Genomic DNA, 17,657 nt, shown 5'->3' with positions numbered 1-17,657 from the left:
CTTGATTTAAATCAATTTTACTCAATCATTTTTGTTGTTTTATTGTGATACAAACGACCATACTGTAACTACAATAATCGGATGTATTACATTGGAATGGACGTGCACAGTGTTAGTTATTTTCCTTATTCGCATTCGCTTTTAAGGACATTTCAAATTATGGAGATGAAAATGAAACACCATAGTGGCGCAGGAAAAGGGCAATGCCCAGTGATGCATGGCAGTCATACTCGAGTTGGTGGTAAAGGTACACAAAACCGACAATGGTGGCCTAATCAACTTAACCTCAGAATTCTTCATCAGAATGATAAAAAAGGTAACCCGTACGATCCTTCCTTCGACTACAAGAAGGCATTTCTAACACTTGATCTAAAAGAAGTTAAGCAAGCTATCGAAACGGTTCTTACCGATTCAAAAGACTGGTGGCCCGCTGACTATGGGCACTATGGTCCCTTTATGATTCGTATGGCCTGGCACTCGGCTGGCACTTACCGTACGGCGGATGGACGTGGCGGTGCTAACTCAGGCAACCAACGTTTTGCACCACTAAACAGCTGGCCAGATAATGGTAATTTAGATAAAGCTCGTCGCCTGTTATGGCCAGTAAAACAAAAATATGGCAAAGCTCTTTCATGGGCAGATCTATTTATTCTTGCAGGTAATGTTTCCATAGAATCAATGGGGCTAAAAACCTTTGGTTTCGCGGGTGGCCGTGAAGATATTTGGGAACCTGAGGAAGACGTTTATTGGGGCATGGAAAGTGATTGGTTAGGCGATGAGCGTTACTCCGGCGATCGTCAACTAGAGAATCCACTCGCTGCGGTACAGATGGGACTTATCTACGTTAACCCTGAAGGACCTAACGGGGAGCCAAGCGTCCTTGCTTCTGGCCGTGATATCCGAGACACATTCGCTCGAATGGGCATGGATGACGAAGAGACCGTTGCACTTGTTGCCGGTGGCCATACATTCGGTAAAACGCATGGTGCAGGCGATCCTGAACTGATGGGCCCAGAACCGGAAGCGGCACCAATGGAAGAAATGGGCTTCGGTTGGCGTAACCACTTTGGCAGCGGCTTGGGAGATGACACAACAACCAGTGGTATCGAAGGAGCTTGGACTCCAAACCCAATCCAATGGGACAACGGCTACTTTGATATGTTGTTTGGCTACGATTGGGATCTTGTTAAAAGTCCAGCTGGCGCTTGGCAATGGGTACCTGTAGGGGTTCCAGAAGACCATATGGCCCCAAAAGCTCATGATGCATCACAGAAAGTCACCACTATCATGACCACTGCCGATATGGCAATGCGTATGGACCCTATCTACGGGGAAATTTCTAAACGTTTCCATAATAACCCAGACCAATTCGCAGATGCTTTTGCACGCGCTTGGTTCAAATTGACTCATCGTGATATGGGACCAAAATCTCGCTATCTAGGCGAAGAAGCTCCGAGTGAAGATCTCATTTGGCAAGACCCATTACCTGCAGTTTCTGGTGACATGATCGATGACACAGACATTAAAGAATTGAAGCACAAGCTCCTTACTTCAGGCCTAACCATTTCTGAACTGGTTTACACCGCGTGGTCATCCGCATCGACCTTCAGAGGCTCTGATTTCCGCGGGGGCGCTAACGGAGCACGTATTCGCCTTGCGCCTCAACGCAGCTGGGAAGTAAACCAGCCAGCGCAACTTGAACGTGTTCTAGCAACCCTTGAAGCAATTCAAGAGGAGTTCAATCAAGCTCATGGTAACAAAGTGGTTTCCATTGCTGACCTGATTGTCCTTGGCGGTAACGCTGCGATTGAAAAAGCCGCCCTAGAAGCAGGTACTAACGTTGAGGTTCCATTTACTGCTGGTCGCGTGGACGCAATGGCTTCTCAAACCGATGAAGCATCCTTTAATGTTCTCGAACCCGTAGTCGATGGATTCCGCAACTACGCACAAAAAGCCTACTCAGTGTCTGAAGAAGATTTACTGCTAGATAAAGCTCAACTGCTAACACTAACAGCGCCAGAAATGACTGTTTTGATTGGTGGTTTGCGTGTTCTAGGCGCAAACTTCGGCAATAGTGAGCATGGCGTTCTTACAGAGCGTAAAGGTGTTCTTAGCAATGATTTCTTCATCAACCTAACCGATATGAATGTCGAGTGGCGTCCGAGTAACGAAGAGGCTACCGAGTTTGTCGGATTAGAGAGAGCAACAGGTGCAACCAAGTGGAAAGCCACACGCGCTGACTTGGTGTTTGGTTCAAACTCGCAACTGCGTGCGTTGGCAGAAGTATATGCTTGTGATGATGCCAAAGAGACCTTTATTTGTGACTTTGTTTCCGCCTGGGTCAAAGTGATGAACGCGGACCGTTTCGACATCTAATTACGATAAACCCATAAGCAAAAGCCACTTGTTACCAAGTGGCTTTTTTTGTTTCTAGGATCGGTTCGGCATGAACCTAATTCCAGTTAAGTACTCTTACCTCATTGCCTTCTTCAGGCTTTCGAGGAATGTTAAGTGACAACAATAGTGAAATCGCGGCCATACCTGCGCCTATATAGAACACACTTGAAGGTGAAATCAGCCAAATGAATCCAAAGGTAACAGGAATGACAACAGCTGCAATATGGTTAATGGTAAAGGATACTCCCGCCGTAGACGCCATATCCGCTGGGTCTGCGATTTTTTGGAAATAGGTTTTGATAGCTAACGCTAACGCAAAGAAAAGATGGTCAATAACGTAAAGCGCCGCGGCCCATTCTGCCGTTTGAACCAGTCCATAACCCACAAAAACAAAGATCAGTCCAACATACTCAAACATAAGAGCCTTACGTTCACCAACAACACCAATAAACCGACCGATTTTTTTAGCAAATAGGAAGTTAAACAAGTAGTTAATCAAGAAAAGGAGTGTGATATCAGAGACGCTGTAACCAAACTTTTCCACCATTAAGAAACCGGCAAAGACGGTAAAGATCTGCCTTCTTGCTCCACTCATAAACGTTAGGGCGTAATACAGCCAGTAACGCTTACGCAGCACCAGCTTTTTAGTCTGAGGGGTTTCCGTTTTAAACTGTGGGAAAGCCAAGGCAATAAACAGCACTAAGACAAAACCAATACCGCCACTAATTCCATAAACCCATACGTAGTCTAGCTTGAACACCTCAACCATCACCCATAGCGCGCCATAGGTTAAGAGCGAAGCTAATGCTCCTACAGAGATGAGTTTACCCAGCACTTCAGGCGCCTCTTCTTTGCTTAACCATTGCAGTGACAAGGATTGCTTTAGTGTTTCAAAGTAGTGAAATCCAGTCGACATAATCAATGTCGTAATTAGCAAACCGGCAACAGAGGGAAACATACCCGTAATCGCCGTGCCAAAGGTCAGTAGTAACAAAGAAACAATCATGAACTTCTGTTCTCGAATGAACAGTAAAACAAAGACGGTAGTGAAGGCTAGAAATCCAGGGATCTCACGAACACTTTGCAATAGACCAATATCGGAACCATCAAAATTAGCTTTCTCAATTACGAAGTTGTTCAGCAATGCCATCCAACTCGAAAACGCAATTGGCACTATAATCGAGATAATAATGAGCAAGTTTTTTGGGGTTCGCCATCCGCTAGCGCTTTGCGTTGAAGACATTATCAATTCCTAAGGAGCTGTTATTTTTAATTTGGGAAATGTATGCTCACGATTAGACATGAGTTTTAGTGGAGTCTAATACGTTGACACAGATAAATAAATTAAAAGTCACCACCTGCAACTTATGTAATTTTGTTGAGCCACCGTTTGCCTATTATGAGATGGAGAACATCTACACGGCAAAACAATGGCAACAAAAAACACTGTGGCTAAAGCAAACGCTGAGCGAACTCAACTCCGATGTCGTTGCTTTTCAGGAAGTGTTTTCGGTTGAAGCGTTGCGGGCTTTAGTTAAATCATTGGGTTATAGTTATTTTACTTACAATACTGAGCCACGGTTAGAGTCCGGATATATATATTCTCACCCTGCTTTAGCTTTTGCCTCTCGTTACCCAATCGTCCGCCATTCAAATCTCACCTCCCTTGCGCCCTTTGAAGGCGAGTTCAGCCGTCCAGCATTACATATTTCCTTGAATATTAAAGGGTTAGGGGAATTGGACATGTACAATGTTCATCTCAAGTCAAAAAGACCAACGCTTCCTGACGAGAATCTAGACGACAAGTCTACTGTCGATGCTTGGCTCGTTGAAACGCAAGGTCAAACACTTTCATCGCTGATGCGAATTCAAGAGGCAGGCGCGTTGCACCAAGCAATAGTGCAAAATAAACGATGCTACCAACGACCTTTTCTACTGCTTGGTGATTTCAACAACAGTATTGGCAGCAACGAGTTCGAACCGTTTCGAAGCCAATACCGTCATCGAAGGAAAGATACCCGCGCAGACATCAAAGCTTATCATTTTCACGACAGTTGGGATTTAGTGCCAAAAGGTAAGCCGGTTCGCCCTGTGGATGAGATTAAGCCACCTATCACTCATTACTATGGTGAATATGGCAGTCGATTAGACCATATTCTTCTATCAAGTGAGTTTTGCCCTAACTATGAACGCTCAATGTTTGAAGTGACTGACTATCAGCTTACTAACAAGCATATTATTGACCCCATATTTGGCATTGATGACCTCAGTACCGACCATGCTTTGGTTTCTGTCTCGTTTGAAACACGTGCCTAATCTCAATCCAATAAGATAAAGCGCTTGCTTATGATAAAAAATTCAATTAGTTATAGGGGTTAACAACATCACAAGCGAGGAGGCTGACATGAACGTTATTATTCGACCAACAGAACTACGAGACGCAGAGGGTCTGAGTCAGCTCTATTCGCAACCAAAAGCACAACGAGAAACCCTGCAACTGCCTTTACCTTCGGTCGCAATGTGGCAAGAAAGACTAAGTAATATGCCTGTCGGGGTGTATAGCTACGTAGCCGAATTAGACGGAAAAATTGTCGGTAATATTGGACTGGAACACTCTCAGCGCCCAAGAACGGCACACTGTGCAAGCTTTGGGATTGGAGTTCATGATGAATATCATGGTTTAGGCATTGGTAGTCGATTGGTGGAAACCGTGTTAGACCTAACAGATAATTGGCTCAATGTTCAAAGGGTACAGATCGAAGTAAACGCCGATAATAAAGCAGCTATCGCCCTCTACTCTAAATTCGGTTTTGAGATTGAAGGTGAGGCGCTGTGCTCAGTCTTTCGAGACGGTGAATTTATCTCGACGTATTATATGGCTCGACTGAAAGATCAATTGTAGTGTCAACTTTACCAAGAACACGAGTTCACCGTGTTCTTGGTACTCGCTTCTCTTCTGTCAGCAAATCTGTCCTGCACCCACTTTACTGTCTTTATCACAATTAAGCGCAACCTGAGCGGCAAGTCTCAGCCCCTCGACAATCTTATCCAACGACATAGTCGGCTGACTGCCGTCAATATCTTGCTCAGGTAACAATGGAACGTGAATGAAGCCATGTTTAATACCACTACCCCGTAAGTAATGTTGCACACCGTAAAATAGGTGATTGCACACAAACGTCCCCGCCGTATTAGATACCTGACAAGGAATACCCTGTTGTTGGAGTTTTAGTGTTATCGCCTTAATAGGCAGCGTACTGAAATACGCATCAGGCCCATCGCGCACAATAGGAACATCAATCGGTTGATTACCGTTATTATCAGCGATACGGAAATCATCGACATTAATTGCAACTCGCTCAGGTGTAATCGCAGCTCGCCCAGCCCCTAAGCCAACCGTTAGAACTACGTCTGGTTGGTGGGTCTCAATAGCGGCAATCACTGTGTCGATAGATTCATATCGTGTGACGGGTACTTTGCATACCTGTATTTCTGCACCCTGGAGCTGCTGATTGGATAATCGCTTGATCGCTTCCAACGCAGGATTAATCGTGTTGTCTCCAAACACATCAAAGCCCGCTATCAACACTTTTTTCATTTACTACCCAGCCTATTATTGGTTTCTTGGTTTAACTTAGGTAGAGTACGCCACCAGTCATTATCTGCAAGAGATAGAATCTGATGAATATTGAAAATGATGTAATTGAAACGCTTGAGCAGCTAGAGAACTTTCTCATTCAAGTAGAAAGTGGTGCATTGGGACTAAAAGATGTCGCTGGCATCGCGTTAGCAACCTCTAATTCTGATGGTCGTCCATTTGTGGCTGTATTAAGCGACAAACACGAGCTCCTGCTAGGTCGTTGGGTATCTCAAGATGTGTATGAAAACGGCAAAGACTTAGTAAGAACAGGCCCAAAACGTAACTAATATCGCCGGCTGATAGAAAGTAAAAAGGTCTAGACTGTGCTAGACCTTTTATTTATCACAACAATTAGTACTTAACTTGATAGTTCAAAGTAAACGTACGTCCGCGACCTTTGTAGTCATACAGTGCTGGAGTACCGCTATACCAGTATGTTGCACGCTGGCTCCAAGTGGTTTGGTAGTCAGCATTGAACAGGTTCTTGATACCAAACCCAAGGCTACCTACTGGCAGCTTGTAGCTACCCATTAGATCAACAACGGTATAACCTTCAAGTTTACGATCATCCGCATCTTTATAGTCAAACGTTGACAGGCTTTGTAGCTTCACGTTGTAGTTGTCTTCATACCAGCCTAGCCAAGCACTTGCTTTTGGAACGCTGGCTTCCATCGCTTTATACGCTTCCCAACCAGAGTCTGCTTTCTCTTCAGAAACCACATAATGCCCTGTAGCACCTAGTTGAAGATTGTTGGTTGCCCAATACGTTAACTGAGCTTCCGCACCGTAGATACGGATTGGGTTGGATATACCTTTAATACTTTGATCAGCCGAGTATTCAACCGAACCATCAGAGTATGAGTAGTATGCAGCCGTTTGCAGTGACACTTTATCCCAATCGCTACGATACCCCACTTCGTAGCTATTGGTACGAATTCCATCTAGTTTAGTATCGTTAACATTGACCGACGGATCTTTGCCGTAGTACTTCGCTGGGTTTGCTAGGTCAAAGCCCTGAGAGAAGTTAGCCCAAACTTGCGAGGTTTGATCTAGATGGTAAATAGTGCCCAAGTTGAACAAGTTTGCAGAGTAGTCCGTTTCACCACCCGGAACGAGCGCTGTACTCGCATTTTTCTTGAAGTCATCTACTTTGGTGTTCATGTACTGATAACGATAGCCACCCTGAAGCGTCCAGTCGGTGGTCAGTGCGTATTCAGCTTGAACAAAACCCGCTAAGGCATAGGTATCAATTCCTGGATAACGTCCTTGAATAGAATCAATTTTGTTAACCAAGCCACCAGTATTTTCCGTGATGGTTTGATTGTAAAGCGCCTGATCGCTAGAGAATCGGTCAATAAATCCATCAACACCATAGGTTAATTGCAGTTTATCAAACGACTTACTTAACGCCGTTTTTAGCGCGAAGATATCGGTATTTTGGTTAGATGAACTTAACTTAAGTGATGTTCCACCATCTTGGGTGTATGGCGAGAACGTATGGTCTTCCTTACGATACGACAGCTCGGCGATGAGCAAATGATTCAGAAAGCTTTGATTGGTGTACTGTGCACTTAGCATATAGCGCTCAGTACCTTGCTGACGATCAGCTTCATAACCTTTGCGTACATCAACAAACTTATAGACACCACTGTTGTCCTGTTCAAAGTACAAACCGTAAGGCGAATCTTGTTGACTATTGTAGTACTGAGCTAATAGGTTAAGGTCTTGAGTATCAGTAAGGCTAATTTGCATATTACCCAATAAGTCGACTGTCTCGTTGAACTGAGTCGAGCCTTGAGTGATATCAGGCGTCACCATTTTACCATTCGCATCGTAGTAAGCTTGAGTCTTGGTGTAAGCAACCGATGCACGACCACGCACTTTGTCGCTACCGCCAGAAACAGACTGAGCGAGCTTATAATCACCGTCTTCACTAGAGTTAAAGCCTGATGTACCCCCGACAAATGATTCAAATTGAAGATCGTCGCTTTGTGCTTTTTTCGTCACAATATTAATGACACCACCACTCGAACCAGCGCCATATACCGACGTCGCACCTGATAGCACTTCAATACGTTCAATATTAAACGGGTCAATGGAGTCTAACTGACGACTAATAGAACGAACAGACTGCAGTGACACACCATCAATCATTACCATGATGCTTCGACCACGTAGGTTTTGACCAGAGTGCGTTCGACCACCACTACTTACATCTAGTGAAGGCACAGTTGCCGCAAGAATTTCATCCAAACTCTTACCTGCGCGATATTGTTCTTCAATTTCCTCTGCACCCACATACCAAACCGTACCTGGAATTTCACTAATACTTTTTGGAGTGCGGCTCGCTACCACCACCATTTTTTCATCGGTATTCGTAGCGGTATTTGACGATTCAGTTTCCGCCACTGCTGAAGCTGAAACACCTGACACTATCATGGTCGCCAAAATGGCGTTAAGGGGGAACTTCCTTGAGCTGATTTTCATTTTATGACTCTTTTACATTTTTGGTTATTAACTCTAATTATCGACTGCGCTATTGATGTAGCACGTCCGCGCCACAAGCGAAACGAATGATAAATGATAATTATTACTATTTCTATTATTAATTTGTCACGTTTTGCAATAATTAGTCGTTAATAACCCATTTATATAATTGATATTTTTGTTATTTAAGAGGTAGCTAATTCTTTTAATGCTCTATCTTCATAACGTTCCATGTTAATGTTTCCCCAATTCATAAGGCCATTAACAGCCTCGATATCAAATGCTGCTTGATCGGCAACTTGATTTATTATTTTCGCCGCACGCCATGCTGCCAAACTTAATTGTGGCTCAGCAATTCCGTGTGAATGTAAACCTGCATTCACCACAAATACATTACCTATTTCATCGCTGTCACTCATTTCAATAGAAAATGCTCCATTGAGTCGAATCTGTCTGTTTTGGTCACGCTTAAAACTACTTTCAAGTGCTTTAGCACAGGAAGGTAATTGCCCTTGATACCCCGTTGCCAGAATGACTATGTCGGCATTGTCTTCCTCGTCTGTTTCAGTGATTGCGTTAGCGTATTTGAGCTTCAGCCCTTGTGATGTTTCTTCCAGTGCCGTCAAAGTGCGATGGGGGAGAAGCTCTATCCAACGCTTTTCCTTCATAACGTCAAATCGTTGATATAACTCTTGATAAATCTCCAATAGGCATTTCTGAGTAACACCGTCAGATGTAAGTTTTTGATGGGCGATTTCACGTTGTTTTACCTTGTCGTTTAATCCAATAAACGTATCAACGTATTCTGGGGTAAAGTATTCATTGGTAAAGGCAGCTTCATCTAAAGGTTGATAGTTCGCTCTTCTTGTCACCCAGTTTAAATGACTTGGTTTACCCCATTTCTCCCTTAAAACATTTAGGAATATATCGGCACCAGACTGCCCTCCTCCAATAATGGTGACTCTTCTTCCTGTTAAGTTCCGCTCTCTCAAACCAATTTCGGCCGCATGAAATACATTGGCGCCCAGAGAAGGCTTAGTACATTCAGGAAAATACGGGGTTTTACCCGTTCCAAGGCAAATATGTCGGGCACGATAAACCAAATATTTAGTGTGAATATGATATAAGCCATCGTGCTTCTCAATATTCTGTACCGCACTATCAAACACAACGTTAGGCATATTTTTACTTGCCCAAGAAAGGTAATCAGAAAATTCTTGTCGACTAATACAACTCTGTTCCGTACTCAAAAAACGATAATACTTTTTATTAGAGACGAGGTAATTTAAGAATGAATATTCACTCGTCGGACAAACTGCGCTTACAAGATCTTTTAAGAAATGGGTTTGCATATTGGCACCATCCAGTAATAACCCCGGATGCCATGAAAACTCACTTCGCGCCTCTAAGAATACGGTTTTTAGTGTATTAACTTCATTAGACAGCGCAGCAATGCTCAAATTGAAAGGACCTGCGCCTATCCCTACAAGATCGTATATTTCGTGTTGCTTTGAATTTGTCATAGTAGTCGTCCTTATCGCTCTGAAAAATAAAGTGGGTTGTCCATATAAAGATCCATATCCGGAAGCATACGGTCGCTGCTGTTATCGGTATCGTGCCTGAATTTAGACAGATTGAGGCCCAGTTTTAGGATCTGTGGTTTGAATAGGTCCAGTGCTTCATAACGTGAAACAAGCTCCGGATGTCTGGCTTGATATTGACGGATGGTTCTCGCTAATACGGAGTAAAACTCCAGCTCTGTCACCTCAACTTTCTCAAGCAGCGGAGATAAAAATCTAAGTACTGTAACGAAATGACCGGTTTGCAGATCATGAATAATCAGCTCTTCCGGTAGGCGTGTGGTGACTTGCTTGACGATATCTGGCAGTGCATCTAGCTCAGGAATGTCCGTTTGAACTAATCGCATATCACCTTGAAAATCTTTTAATAGAATTCGCTCAGGAATACCGTCTCGACATACAACTGTGACGTTCTGCCCATGAGCGATTAGCGATATTCCATACTTCACCAACAAGTGATAGTAAGGAATCACAACCGCGGTAAACAGTTTTTCCAGCCATAGGGTCGCCGCCAGACCAGACTGCTTGATCAGTTCTAACACCATAGGTTGACCATGACTGTCCATCTCAAACAGCAATGCCATCAAATAGGCGTGTTCACCTTGCTCTAGTTTACTCTCCGCCGACTCTCGCCAAATAACGCCGAGTAACTCGTGAAATCGATAGGGAGCGTCTTGTAACTGTGAATAGGCAATGGACGCTAAATACGCACTTGCTGGCTCTTCCAACGCTTGAGTGCCTTGCTGTTGCAGTTCAGCATCTGTTTCGCATTTCTGCTTTATCCAGCTCGAAGCATAAGGTCCCGCTTGGATATATCGACTTGGAATGCCTCGATAACACGAGGTGTTCATAATAGTAAGAGGAAGTTTGATATCAAACGCTGGAATACCGCTCGAATCATCAATGACACTCAAAGTTCGAATGGATAGCTGGGGCGAGACCTGCTTACCTGCTCCGCCAAGATAAACCAGTGTCTTATCACTTATCTCTTTAATGTAGGCCATCGCCAACTTATTCTTCCACTGCCATGGGTGAACAGGTATCAACAGATAGTCTTCTGGATCCAGTAAATCTGCAGCAAGTTTGTTCTCAAATATAACCATTTCAGATGGAGATAGCATGCTTGCTACAAGATCGTGATTCCAGTTTAAATTGTTAGCAATACCAACTTGTAAACTAGTGCGACGAATCGCCAACCAAACGAGCTGGAAGTGACCACTAAATTCCGGTGCGTAATGTTCTAAGTCACTCACACCCCAGCCTCTTCTTCCTTTGTTGAAGGCGAACTTAGGGTGCCCTGCAATCGCCGCCTGCTGTTCAATTAGGCTCATCGAACACATGTCACTCGCAGTTCGCTTTGCATTCGCAGCCATCATCAAGCAATCGGAATACAGCGTAGCGTTCATATCTTCGACGTGCTCAGCGACTCGATGATCACTCATTGAGAGATGAAGCTTGAGGTCAGCCAATAATAAGTTTGCCTCGATAGCGGTCTTATTTTGCTCTTCACAAACACGCACTAATGAGTCGGTATCAATGCGATAGCTGCCCCATATCTGCTTACGTCCCTGGAAGTGATACTGCGCATTACCGATACGAGCGGCACAGAGGTTTGAATCTGAGGTCTCGCCTATCTCAAACGCACCCTCGTAGTGAAACTCACTGATGATTTTTGCCACCAAATTCCGATTGGCGCGCGACCAATACTGAGAAATAGCCTGACTAGCATCCATACCTTATGCCCTCTCACTATCCATCGACCAAGCGAGATCGAAAAACAATTCTCGTTTCATCATCATTAATGCCGAACGTTTGTGTGGAAAGTTGAACTCAAACTGCTTTTCGAACGCACTGCTCGCAAGACGTTTGAATAGCTTCACGTTGTCGAACCTAGGTTCCATGACAATACGTTGCGTTCGAACATCGTCTAAGAAAGCGTAATGACACAAGGCACGCAACCATGCATCGAAGTACTGCTTGCCTCGATAATTTTCGTCGCCAACAAGCAGATGGATTCCTCGATCAAACTCCTGATAATCATAATAAGGCGCTAACCTATCTTGGGCGGCCCAATACACTTCAAAATAGCCAAATGGTTGGCCGTCAATTTCGCCAATCAAGGGCAACGTAAAACCATCAGAGAATCGGTTTTCAACAAACTCTTTGAGCTTGTCTTCCGTCCAAGCTTGCTCCCAGAATTCGGCGACTCGAGGGTTGTTCATCCATTGGGTAAAGCGAGCTAGATCTTTGTCGAAATCAAACGTTCGAAACGATATAACTTTCTCTAACGCCACATCAAATCGACGGTAAACTTCACCTTCGGGCTTAGGTGGACGTGTAGCCAAATAGCCTCTCGTAGGGTCGTCTTGCTGCTTACTATAAGGAAAACGATCAGAGGGCTGATGGCAAAGGCCGGTGAGGTTAATTTGGAAGAAACAAGCTCTATCAATTCCCGTTTTATCTAACCACTGCATCGGAAAACCTAAAAGCTGGCATTCTTGTTCTGTTAGCGAAACTGTCCCTAAGTCGGGGTGATGAGTAAACTGCGTCTCAACGTCACGCACAAGTTGTTCTGTATTCACGACGTAATCCTTTAATCAACGTGATAAATAGTTAGGAAGTTCAAAATAGATAACCGAAGGATCGGGAATGGAGTTCTCGTTGAAACCTTGCAGGTAACAATAGAAGTTGCCTTTGCAGCACAAAGTGTCAGAGTTGAGCACATAATGCAGGCAGTCTGTATCGGCTGGGGCAGATTGGTATAGTTGAGTTAGACGCTGCTTCAACAGGTCAAATAGAATCGCTTCTTCAACTAATGGCGATAAGCTTGCTATGACGCCGTAACATGAATTCAAAATCAGATAGTAAGGGAAATAGCGGTTTACTTTTGCTCTATCCCAATAGTTCTCTGTCGTTTCTGGGTTCCCCAATTGCGGGAAGTGTTCAAAAGCGAGTTTGGTAAACCCGACACCTTGGCAGTCTCTAAAGTAACCTTTGGTTGGCATACCTTGCTCTAGCTCTACAACGATATTCTGTTGATGAGCAAGTAACACAATACCCAACTGGCTTTGCAACTCGAAAATCGGTACTACAACATTGTCACAAAACGCTTCAAACCACTGTGTTGCCAATGTTTCGGCATCTGTTTGATTTTGCTGTGCCAACATAAGAAGTTCGTTGGACAATGCATAGCCGCTTTGCTTGTAAGGAGTCTGCTGGCAAAGGGTCGCAAGCACGCCATGAGATTTCATCGGCTGTTGGTCATCAACCACAAACGGGTTGTCGCGCACGGTCGCCAATGATTCATCGATAACCTCACCCTTGTTGTCCTTTAAACCAAAGTAACTGGGCTCGTGGATGATAGACAATCCATTGGCAAAATATTTCCTCGCATCTTCAGAGAGTGATTGGCAAATATCTGCAAGTGCCGTCCCTCTCTTCACTTCCTTCTCAGATAACAAGCGAATCGAATTGGTCAATTTCACACTCAGCGAGAACTTGAGCATAAATGGTGCAGTCGGATTATAAATAGCGCGAGTGGATGACGTTGCAAACCATGTAGAGTGTCCTAGTCCAAGATCAATTAGCTTTCCTGAGTTTGTCAGTTCCTGAACTTGAGGCAGCGCTAATAGCTGTGTCGCTTGCCAAGGATGCATCGGGAGAACCTGCCAACTGGTACTATTTAAATACGGTTTGGCGGTGTCAGGTAATGTCGTTTCGCTCACCTGAAGCTGCTTAACATACTCTCGCCAATCACTACCCGTTGCCGAACCACCAAATACATACTCATTGCGCACTGCAAACCAACGTAAAGCAAAATTGGCTTTTAACTCTGGAGATAATTGTTTACTGATTTCAAGGCTAAGATTGGAGCGACTTTTCGGCGCTGGGTGCAACGAATGCCCGACATACAAACTCTGCTCAGATTCCTCAAACGATGTTTGCTGATCCCCTAGACTTTGACCATACTGCTCAAGTGCCACCCAGGTATTGCGATGACTTTCCGATACAGCTCCGAGGAAATGCTTGCGCTGCGTAGTGTCGATGCTACCTACAATGTCGTCATTGGCAATGATGAGTTCACAGGCCTGCTGGAAGCTTAATGTCTCTGCGTAATCACCACGTGAATTGCGCAGCTCAATTGATGGTGAATAACGGTTAATACCGGTGCTAGACTCACTCAATACCTCAACAATAATTAACTTGCCGTCTCGAATTGGAGCGCAAAGGTACTTGGTAGCTTCCTTACTCACAATCTCAACTAGAGCAGACTCACGATACAGTCCATTCCAAAAACAGTTCGCCGCCACATCAGTAAAATGGGCATGATGGGTTGTCATTTTTCTTACCTCTTCCTTAACCCCGATAATCAGATGCGAATGCTAATGATTATCACAATCAACATCAATATATTGAATCTTTACCGAAATAGCATCAAACAGAGAAATAGCCATCACCCAACAAGGGACGAACGTGAAAAGAAACAAGTGTGCAGATAAGATCGGGGAAATTACGTGGAACAGGATGATAGAATCATCAGAAAGCAGAAATGAAAAATGGCACTAAAATGTGCCATTTTTATGATACCAGTCACATTTTACTGCGTATTTTTAAGCCTTTCGTAGTAGAAGGAGGAAGTAACCACCACCAACAACAGAAGCCATTAAACCCGCAGGAAATTGCCATGGAAACCAAAGAGTTCGACCAAGCCAGTCAGCAGATACCATCAATATCGCCCCTACAAAACAAGCAACGATAAGTTGGTTCTTCGCTTTATACTGGCCTAATGCACGAGCGATGTGAGGGGCAAGCAGTCCGACAAAACTGAGGGGACCAATGACCAGTGTCGACAGAGCCGTCAGCAGAGACGCCATCACTAGCAAGAACAATCGGGTACGCTTGGTATTCACTCCAACCGAGACAGCAGATACCTGCCCTAGATTTAGAATATCCAACCAACGACTCGCGATAAACGTCCCGCCTCCCAATACCACAACGCCAATAGCCAATGCCGACACATCACTGTAACTCGCCAAATAAGTTGAGCCCGACAACCATGTTAATAGTGCTTGAACATTATCTTGACCAGATGACAACGCCACCCGAAGGATAGCATCTAACGCCGCGCTCACAGCAATACCCGTGAGAAGTAACTGCGATGGGGCATAGTTCGAGCGTTTACTAAATTGCAAGATCACCATCATTACTAGTGCCGCACCCACTCCCCCATAGAGGATTTGTTCGCCTCTTGTTGGTGTGAAGCCAAACCACGCGCAAAGCACCAAAGCCAATGCTGCACCAGAGCTAATACCCATTACTTCTGGACTCGCCATTGGGTTAACTGTGATTCGTTGTACCATGGTCCCCGCTAAAGCCAGTCCACAGCCCGCAAATATTGCGCCTAAAACACGAGGAAGACGAAGGTTGAGAATATTAAGGTCCGCTGTAACACTCCAACCTAAATGAGTTCGCCCCAAGAACAGCGCACAGCTTGCTATCGTGAGTAATATCGCAGCAAGAATCAAAGAAACTAGAACAAAAGGTTTTGGATTGTAAGCTTTGCTAGCAACTTCTTCTGCCTTAAAACTGGAAGCAAATTTGTGTTTAGTCAGCAACCAAAGAAGGCATGGCGCCCCAAACAACGCCGTCATGGCACCGGTTGGCAATAGTTCACTTGAGACACCTGAGAATGGTTGAATGATCAGATCAGCGGTTAACAGCAGTAATGCGCCAACACCACCGCTAACAAACACTCGATGCACGAACCGTCTAGCACCAAGCATTTTTGCAATAGTGGGAGCGACAAGACCGACAAAGCCAATCACTCCCACTGTCGCCACAACAACCGATGTCACGATAACCGCGAGCGTCAGGCCGATGGCTCGAACTCTAGCGACATTCACGCCAGCCGACTCAGCAACTTCACTACCTAGTTCTAAGGCAGAAAGCGGCCGTAGCATTGCCATGACCACCACTAGAATCACACTCAACACAGTTAAAATGGTGATGCTATTGTCCCAACCTTGCTGGGCGAGCGCGCCAGCTCCCCATACAAACAGACTAGTTAGCTGCTGCTCATTAAGCATAACCAACATCATGTTGGTCGCCCCCAAAAACAAAGTCACCACCATACCAGCCAGCACCATTTGCAAAGGAGCGAACCCTTTTTTAGCGGTCAACAAGAACACTAACGCGGCGGCAACCATACCGCCACCAAAAGCAAAGGAGTACTGAACAATACTGCCACCAGCGATACCAAACAGCAGACTGGTCGTCATGCCAAGTTCTGCTCCAGCAGCCACGCCAAGTGTTGTTGGAGAGGCCAACGTATTTTGCAAAAGATGCTGCATCAAGCATCCCGCAATTGCCAACGCGGCGCCACATAGCAGCGCCATCGATAAGCGAGGGAAAAAGGTAAAATGGAGGATCAGTTGACGGTAATCACTATCATCTCGATGAAAAAAGTAGGTCTGCCACTCTGTCGCCGATAATTGGTAGGGTAGCGCGTTATCTACTAGCCAGATCAACGCCACTAATCCAAAGAGCACTAAAACAAGAGCTTTAATGTTATAGGAAGTGCGCTGTTTTGCTGTTAACTGCATCTGCAAACCTGTTAATGACCAAGTGTTGATACTTGATTGACGACTTCATCACTGAGTCTCTGCATCGCTATCAAACTGCCAAATGTCCAAACTTTAGGAATAATCTTCACGCGATGTTCTCGTGAAAATGCCATGGCTCCCCACAGTGGAGACGCGTTAAGTTGCGCTTGCTCTTGTTGGGTAAGCGGACCAAAAATAAGTACGTTGCTGTCTTGATACTTGGCAAGCTGTTCAACACTTGCAGAAGAAAATCCCCAACTGTTAGTTGGGCCATTCCAGCTATTTTTAAGCGACATAGCCGAGATAGTGTCATTCATCAGAGAACCTGTACTGTGGACTCGAACATGTTTATCGCCAATAAAGCGCACCATTAGGAATGGTTTACCGTTGTTCAACTGCGCGACCTTAACGCCATTATCTGCCAGCTTTTTCTCTGTCTGTGCAATCACCGACTTGGCTTGTTCTTGTTTATTAAATACCTCTCCCAACATAGTCACTAATGATTTAGCATTCTCGTAAGGTTGTTGCTTGTCGTTGTAAATACTCATCGCAATGGTTGGTGCAATAGCATTCAGTTTTTCATAAGCAGGCGCTAAATGACCACTCATCAGAATAAGGTCAGGTTTTAAGCTAGCGATAAGTTCTAAGTTTGGTTCACGGCGTGAACCTACATCGATCGTGTCTGAGGGTAATGCCGGCGACCCTACCCAATCTTGATAGCCTTTGACGTCAGCCGCGGCAATCGGCTGCACACCAAGCGCTAGCACCGACTCAGCTAACGCCCAATCAAGCACCACGACACGCTTCGGAGTTTGCTCGAATGTCACGGTTCCCAATTCATGCTGAACTGTTTTTGCCATGGACAACGTTGACACCACACTCAGCATAAATGCCATGAGCGTAGTAATGATGAATTTTGATTGAGTTCGGTTTAACACAGTGAGCTTTCCT

At 44.7% G+C, this 17,657-nt stretch carries 13 protein-coding genes; 4 read left to right on the top strand and 9 right to left on the bottom strand.

All coding sequences use genetic code 11. The features are described 5' to 3' along the window. Positions 1-171: 171 nt before the first annotated feature. Entirely contained in the window at positions 172-2,376 is a 2,205-nt protein-coding gene (gene katG / locus L2W36_RS03580) for a catalase/peroxidase HPI (protein WP_236109348.1), read from the top strand. Between the two features lie 76 nt (positions 2,377-2,452). Here katG and L2W36_RS03575 read toward each other — a convergent pair whose 3' ends face one another. Then, the gene (locus L2W36_RS03575; protein ID WP_236109347.1) at positions 2,453-3,640 is read right to left on the bottom strand and encodes an MFS transporter; all 1,188 of its coding nucleotides are present in this window, start codon (positions 3,638-3,640) and stop codon (positions 2,453-2,455) included. A gap of 83 nt (positions 3,641-3,723) precedes the next feature. Here L2W36_RS03575 and L2W36_RS03570 point away from each other — a divergent pair, with 83 nt between their 5' ends. Further along, a complete protein-coding gene (locus L2W36_RS03570) occupies positions 3,724-4,713 on the top strand; it encodes an endonuclease/exonuclease/phosphatase family protein (protein WP_236109346.1) in 990 nt (329 codons plus the stop codon). 88 nt (positions 4,714-4,801) lie between these two features. Further along, positions 4,802-5,299: a GNAT family N-acetyltransferase gene (locus tag L2W36_RS03565; RefSeq protein ID WP_031494714.1), complete on the top strand. Its 498-nt coding sequence runs from the start codon at positions 4,802-4,804 to the stop codon at positions 5,297-5,299. 57 nt (positions 5,300-5,356) lie between these two features. Here the strand turns inward: L2W36_RS03565 and pcp are convergent, their stop codons facing one another. Next, entirely contained in the window at positions 5,357-5,995 is a 639-nt protein-coding gene (pcp, locus tag L2W36_RS03560; protein WP_236109345.1) for a pyroglutamyl-peptidase I, read from the bottom strand. A gap of 83 nt (positions 5,996-6,078) precedes the next feature. Here pcp and L2W36_RS03555 point away from each other — a divergent pair, with 83 nt between their 5' ends. Beyond that, positions 6,079-6,324: a hypothetical protein gene (locus L2W36_RS03555; protein ID WP_006070382.1), complete on the top strand. Its 246-nt coding sequence runs from the start codon at positions 6,079-6,081 to the stop codon at positions 6,322-6,324. 64 nt (positions 6,325-6,388) lie between these two features. Here L2W36_RS03555 and L2W36_RS03550 read toward each other — a convergent pair whose 3' ends face one another. From L2W36_RS03550 to L2W36_RS03520, 7 genes are all read right to left on the bottom strand, one after another. After that, the gene (locus L2W36_RS03550) at positions 6,389-8,524 is read right to left on the bottom strand and encodes a TonB-dependent receptor (protein WP_236109344.1); all 2,136 of its coding nucleotides are present in this window, start codon (positions 8,522-8,524) and stop codon (positions 6,389-6,391) included. Between the two features lie 185 nt (positions 8,525-8,709). Next, on the bottom strand, positions 8,710-10,047 hold the full coding sequence (locus L2W36_RS03545) for a lysine N(6)-hydroxylase/L-ornithine N(5)-oxygenase family protein (RefSeq protein ID WP_236109343.1): 1,338 nt from the start codon (positions 10,045-10,047) through the stop codon (positions 8,710-8,712). Between the two features lie 11 nt (positions 10,048-10,058). Then, positions 10,059-11,837 carry an IucA/IucC family protein gene (locus L2W36_RS03540; protein ID WP_236109342.1) on the bottom strand — a complete coding sequence of 593 codons (1,779 nt, stop codon included), beginning with the start codon at positions 11,835-11,837 and terminating at the stop codon, positions 10,059-10,061. A 3-nt stretch (positions 11,838-11,840) separates the two neighbouring features. Continuing rightward, positions 11,841-12,686: a GNAT family N-acetyltransferase gene (locus tag L2W36_RS03535; RefSeq protein WP_236109341.1), complete on the bottom strand. Its 846-nt coding sequence runs from the start codon at positions 12,684-12,686 to the stop codon at positions 11,841-11,843. 15 nt (positions 12,687-12,701) lie between these two features. Beyond that, entirely contained in the window at positions 12,702-14,444 is a 1,743-nt protein-coding gene (locus tag L2W36_RS03530) for an IucA/IucC family protein (RefSeq protein ID WP_236109340.1), read from the bottom strand. A gap of 270 nt (positions 14,445-14,714) precedes the next feature. Then, positions 14,715-16,706, bottom strand: coding sequence for a Fe(3+)-hydroxamate ABC transporter permease FhuB (fhuB, locus tag L2W36_RS03525; protein ID WP_236109339.1), 1,992 nt, complete (start codon positions 16,704-16,706; stop codon positions 14,715-14,717). A gap of 11 nt (positions 16,707-16,717) precedes the next feature. Continuing rightward, positions 16,718-17,644 (bottom strand): ABC transporter substrate-binding protein, encoded by a 927-nt coding sequence (locus tag L2W36_RS03520; RefSeq protein WP_443088376.1) that lies wholly within the window; start codon positions 17,642-17,644, stop codon positions 16,718-16,720. Positions 17,645-17,657: the final 13 nt, after the last annotated feature.

The organism is Vibrio sp. McD22-P3 (genome assembly GCF_021568915.1).
GTDB lineage: Bacteria > Pseudomonadota > Gammaproteobacteria > Enterobacterales > Vibrionaceae > Vibrio > Vibrio mediterranei.
Note: the sequence above shows the minus strand (reverse complement) of the source record. Positions and strands in the feature narration are given on the sequence as shown.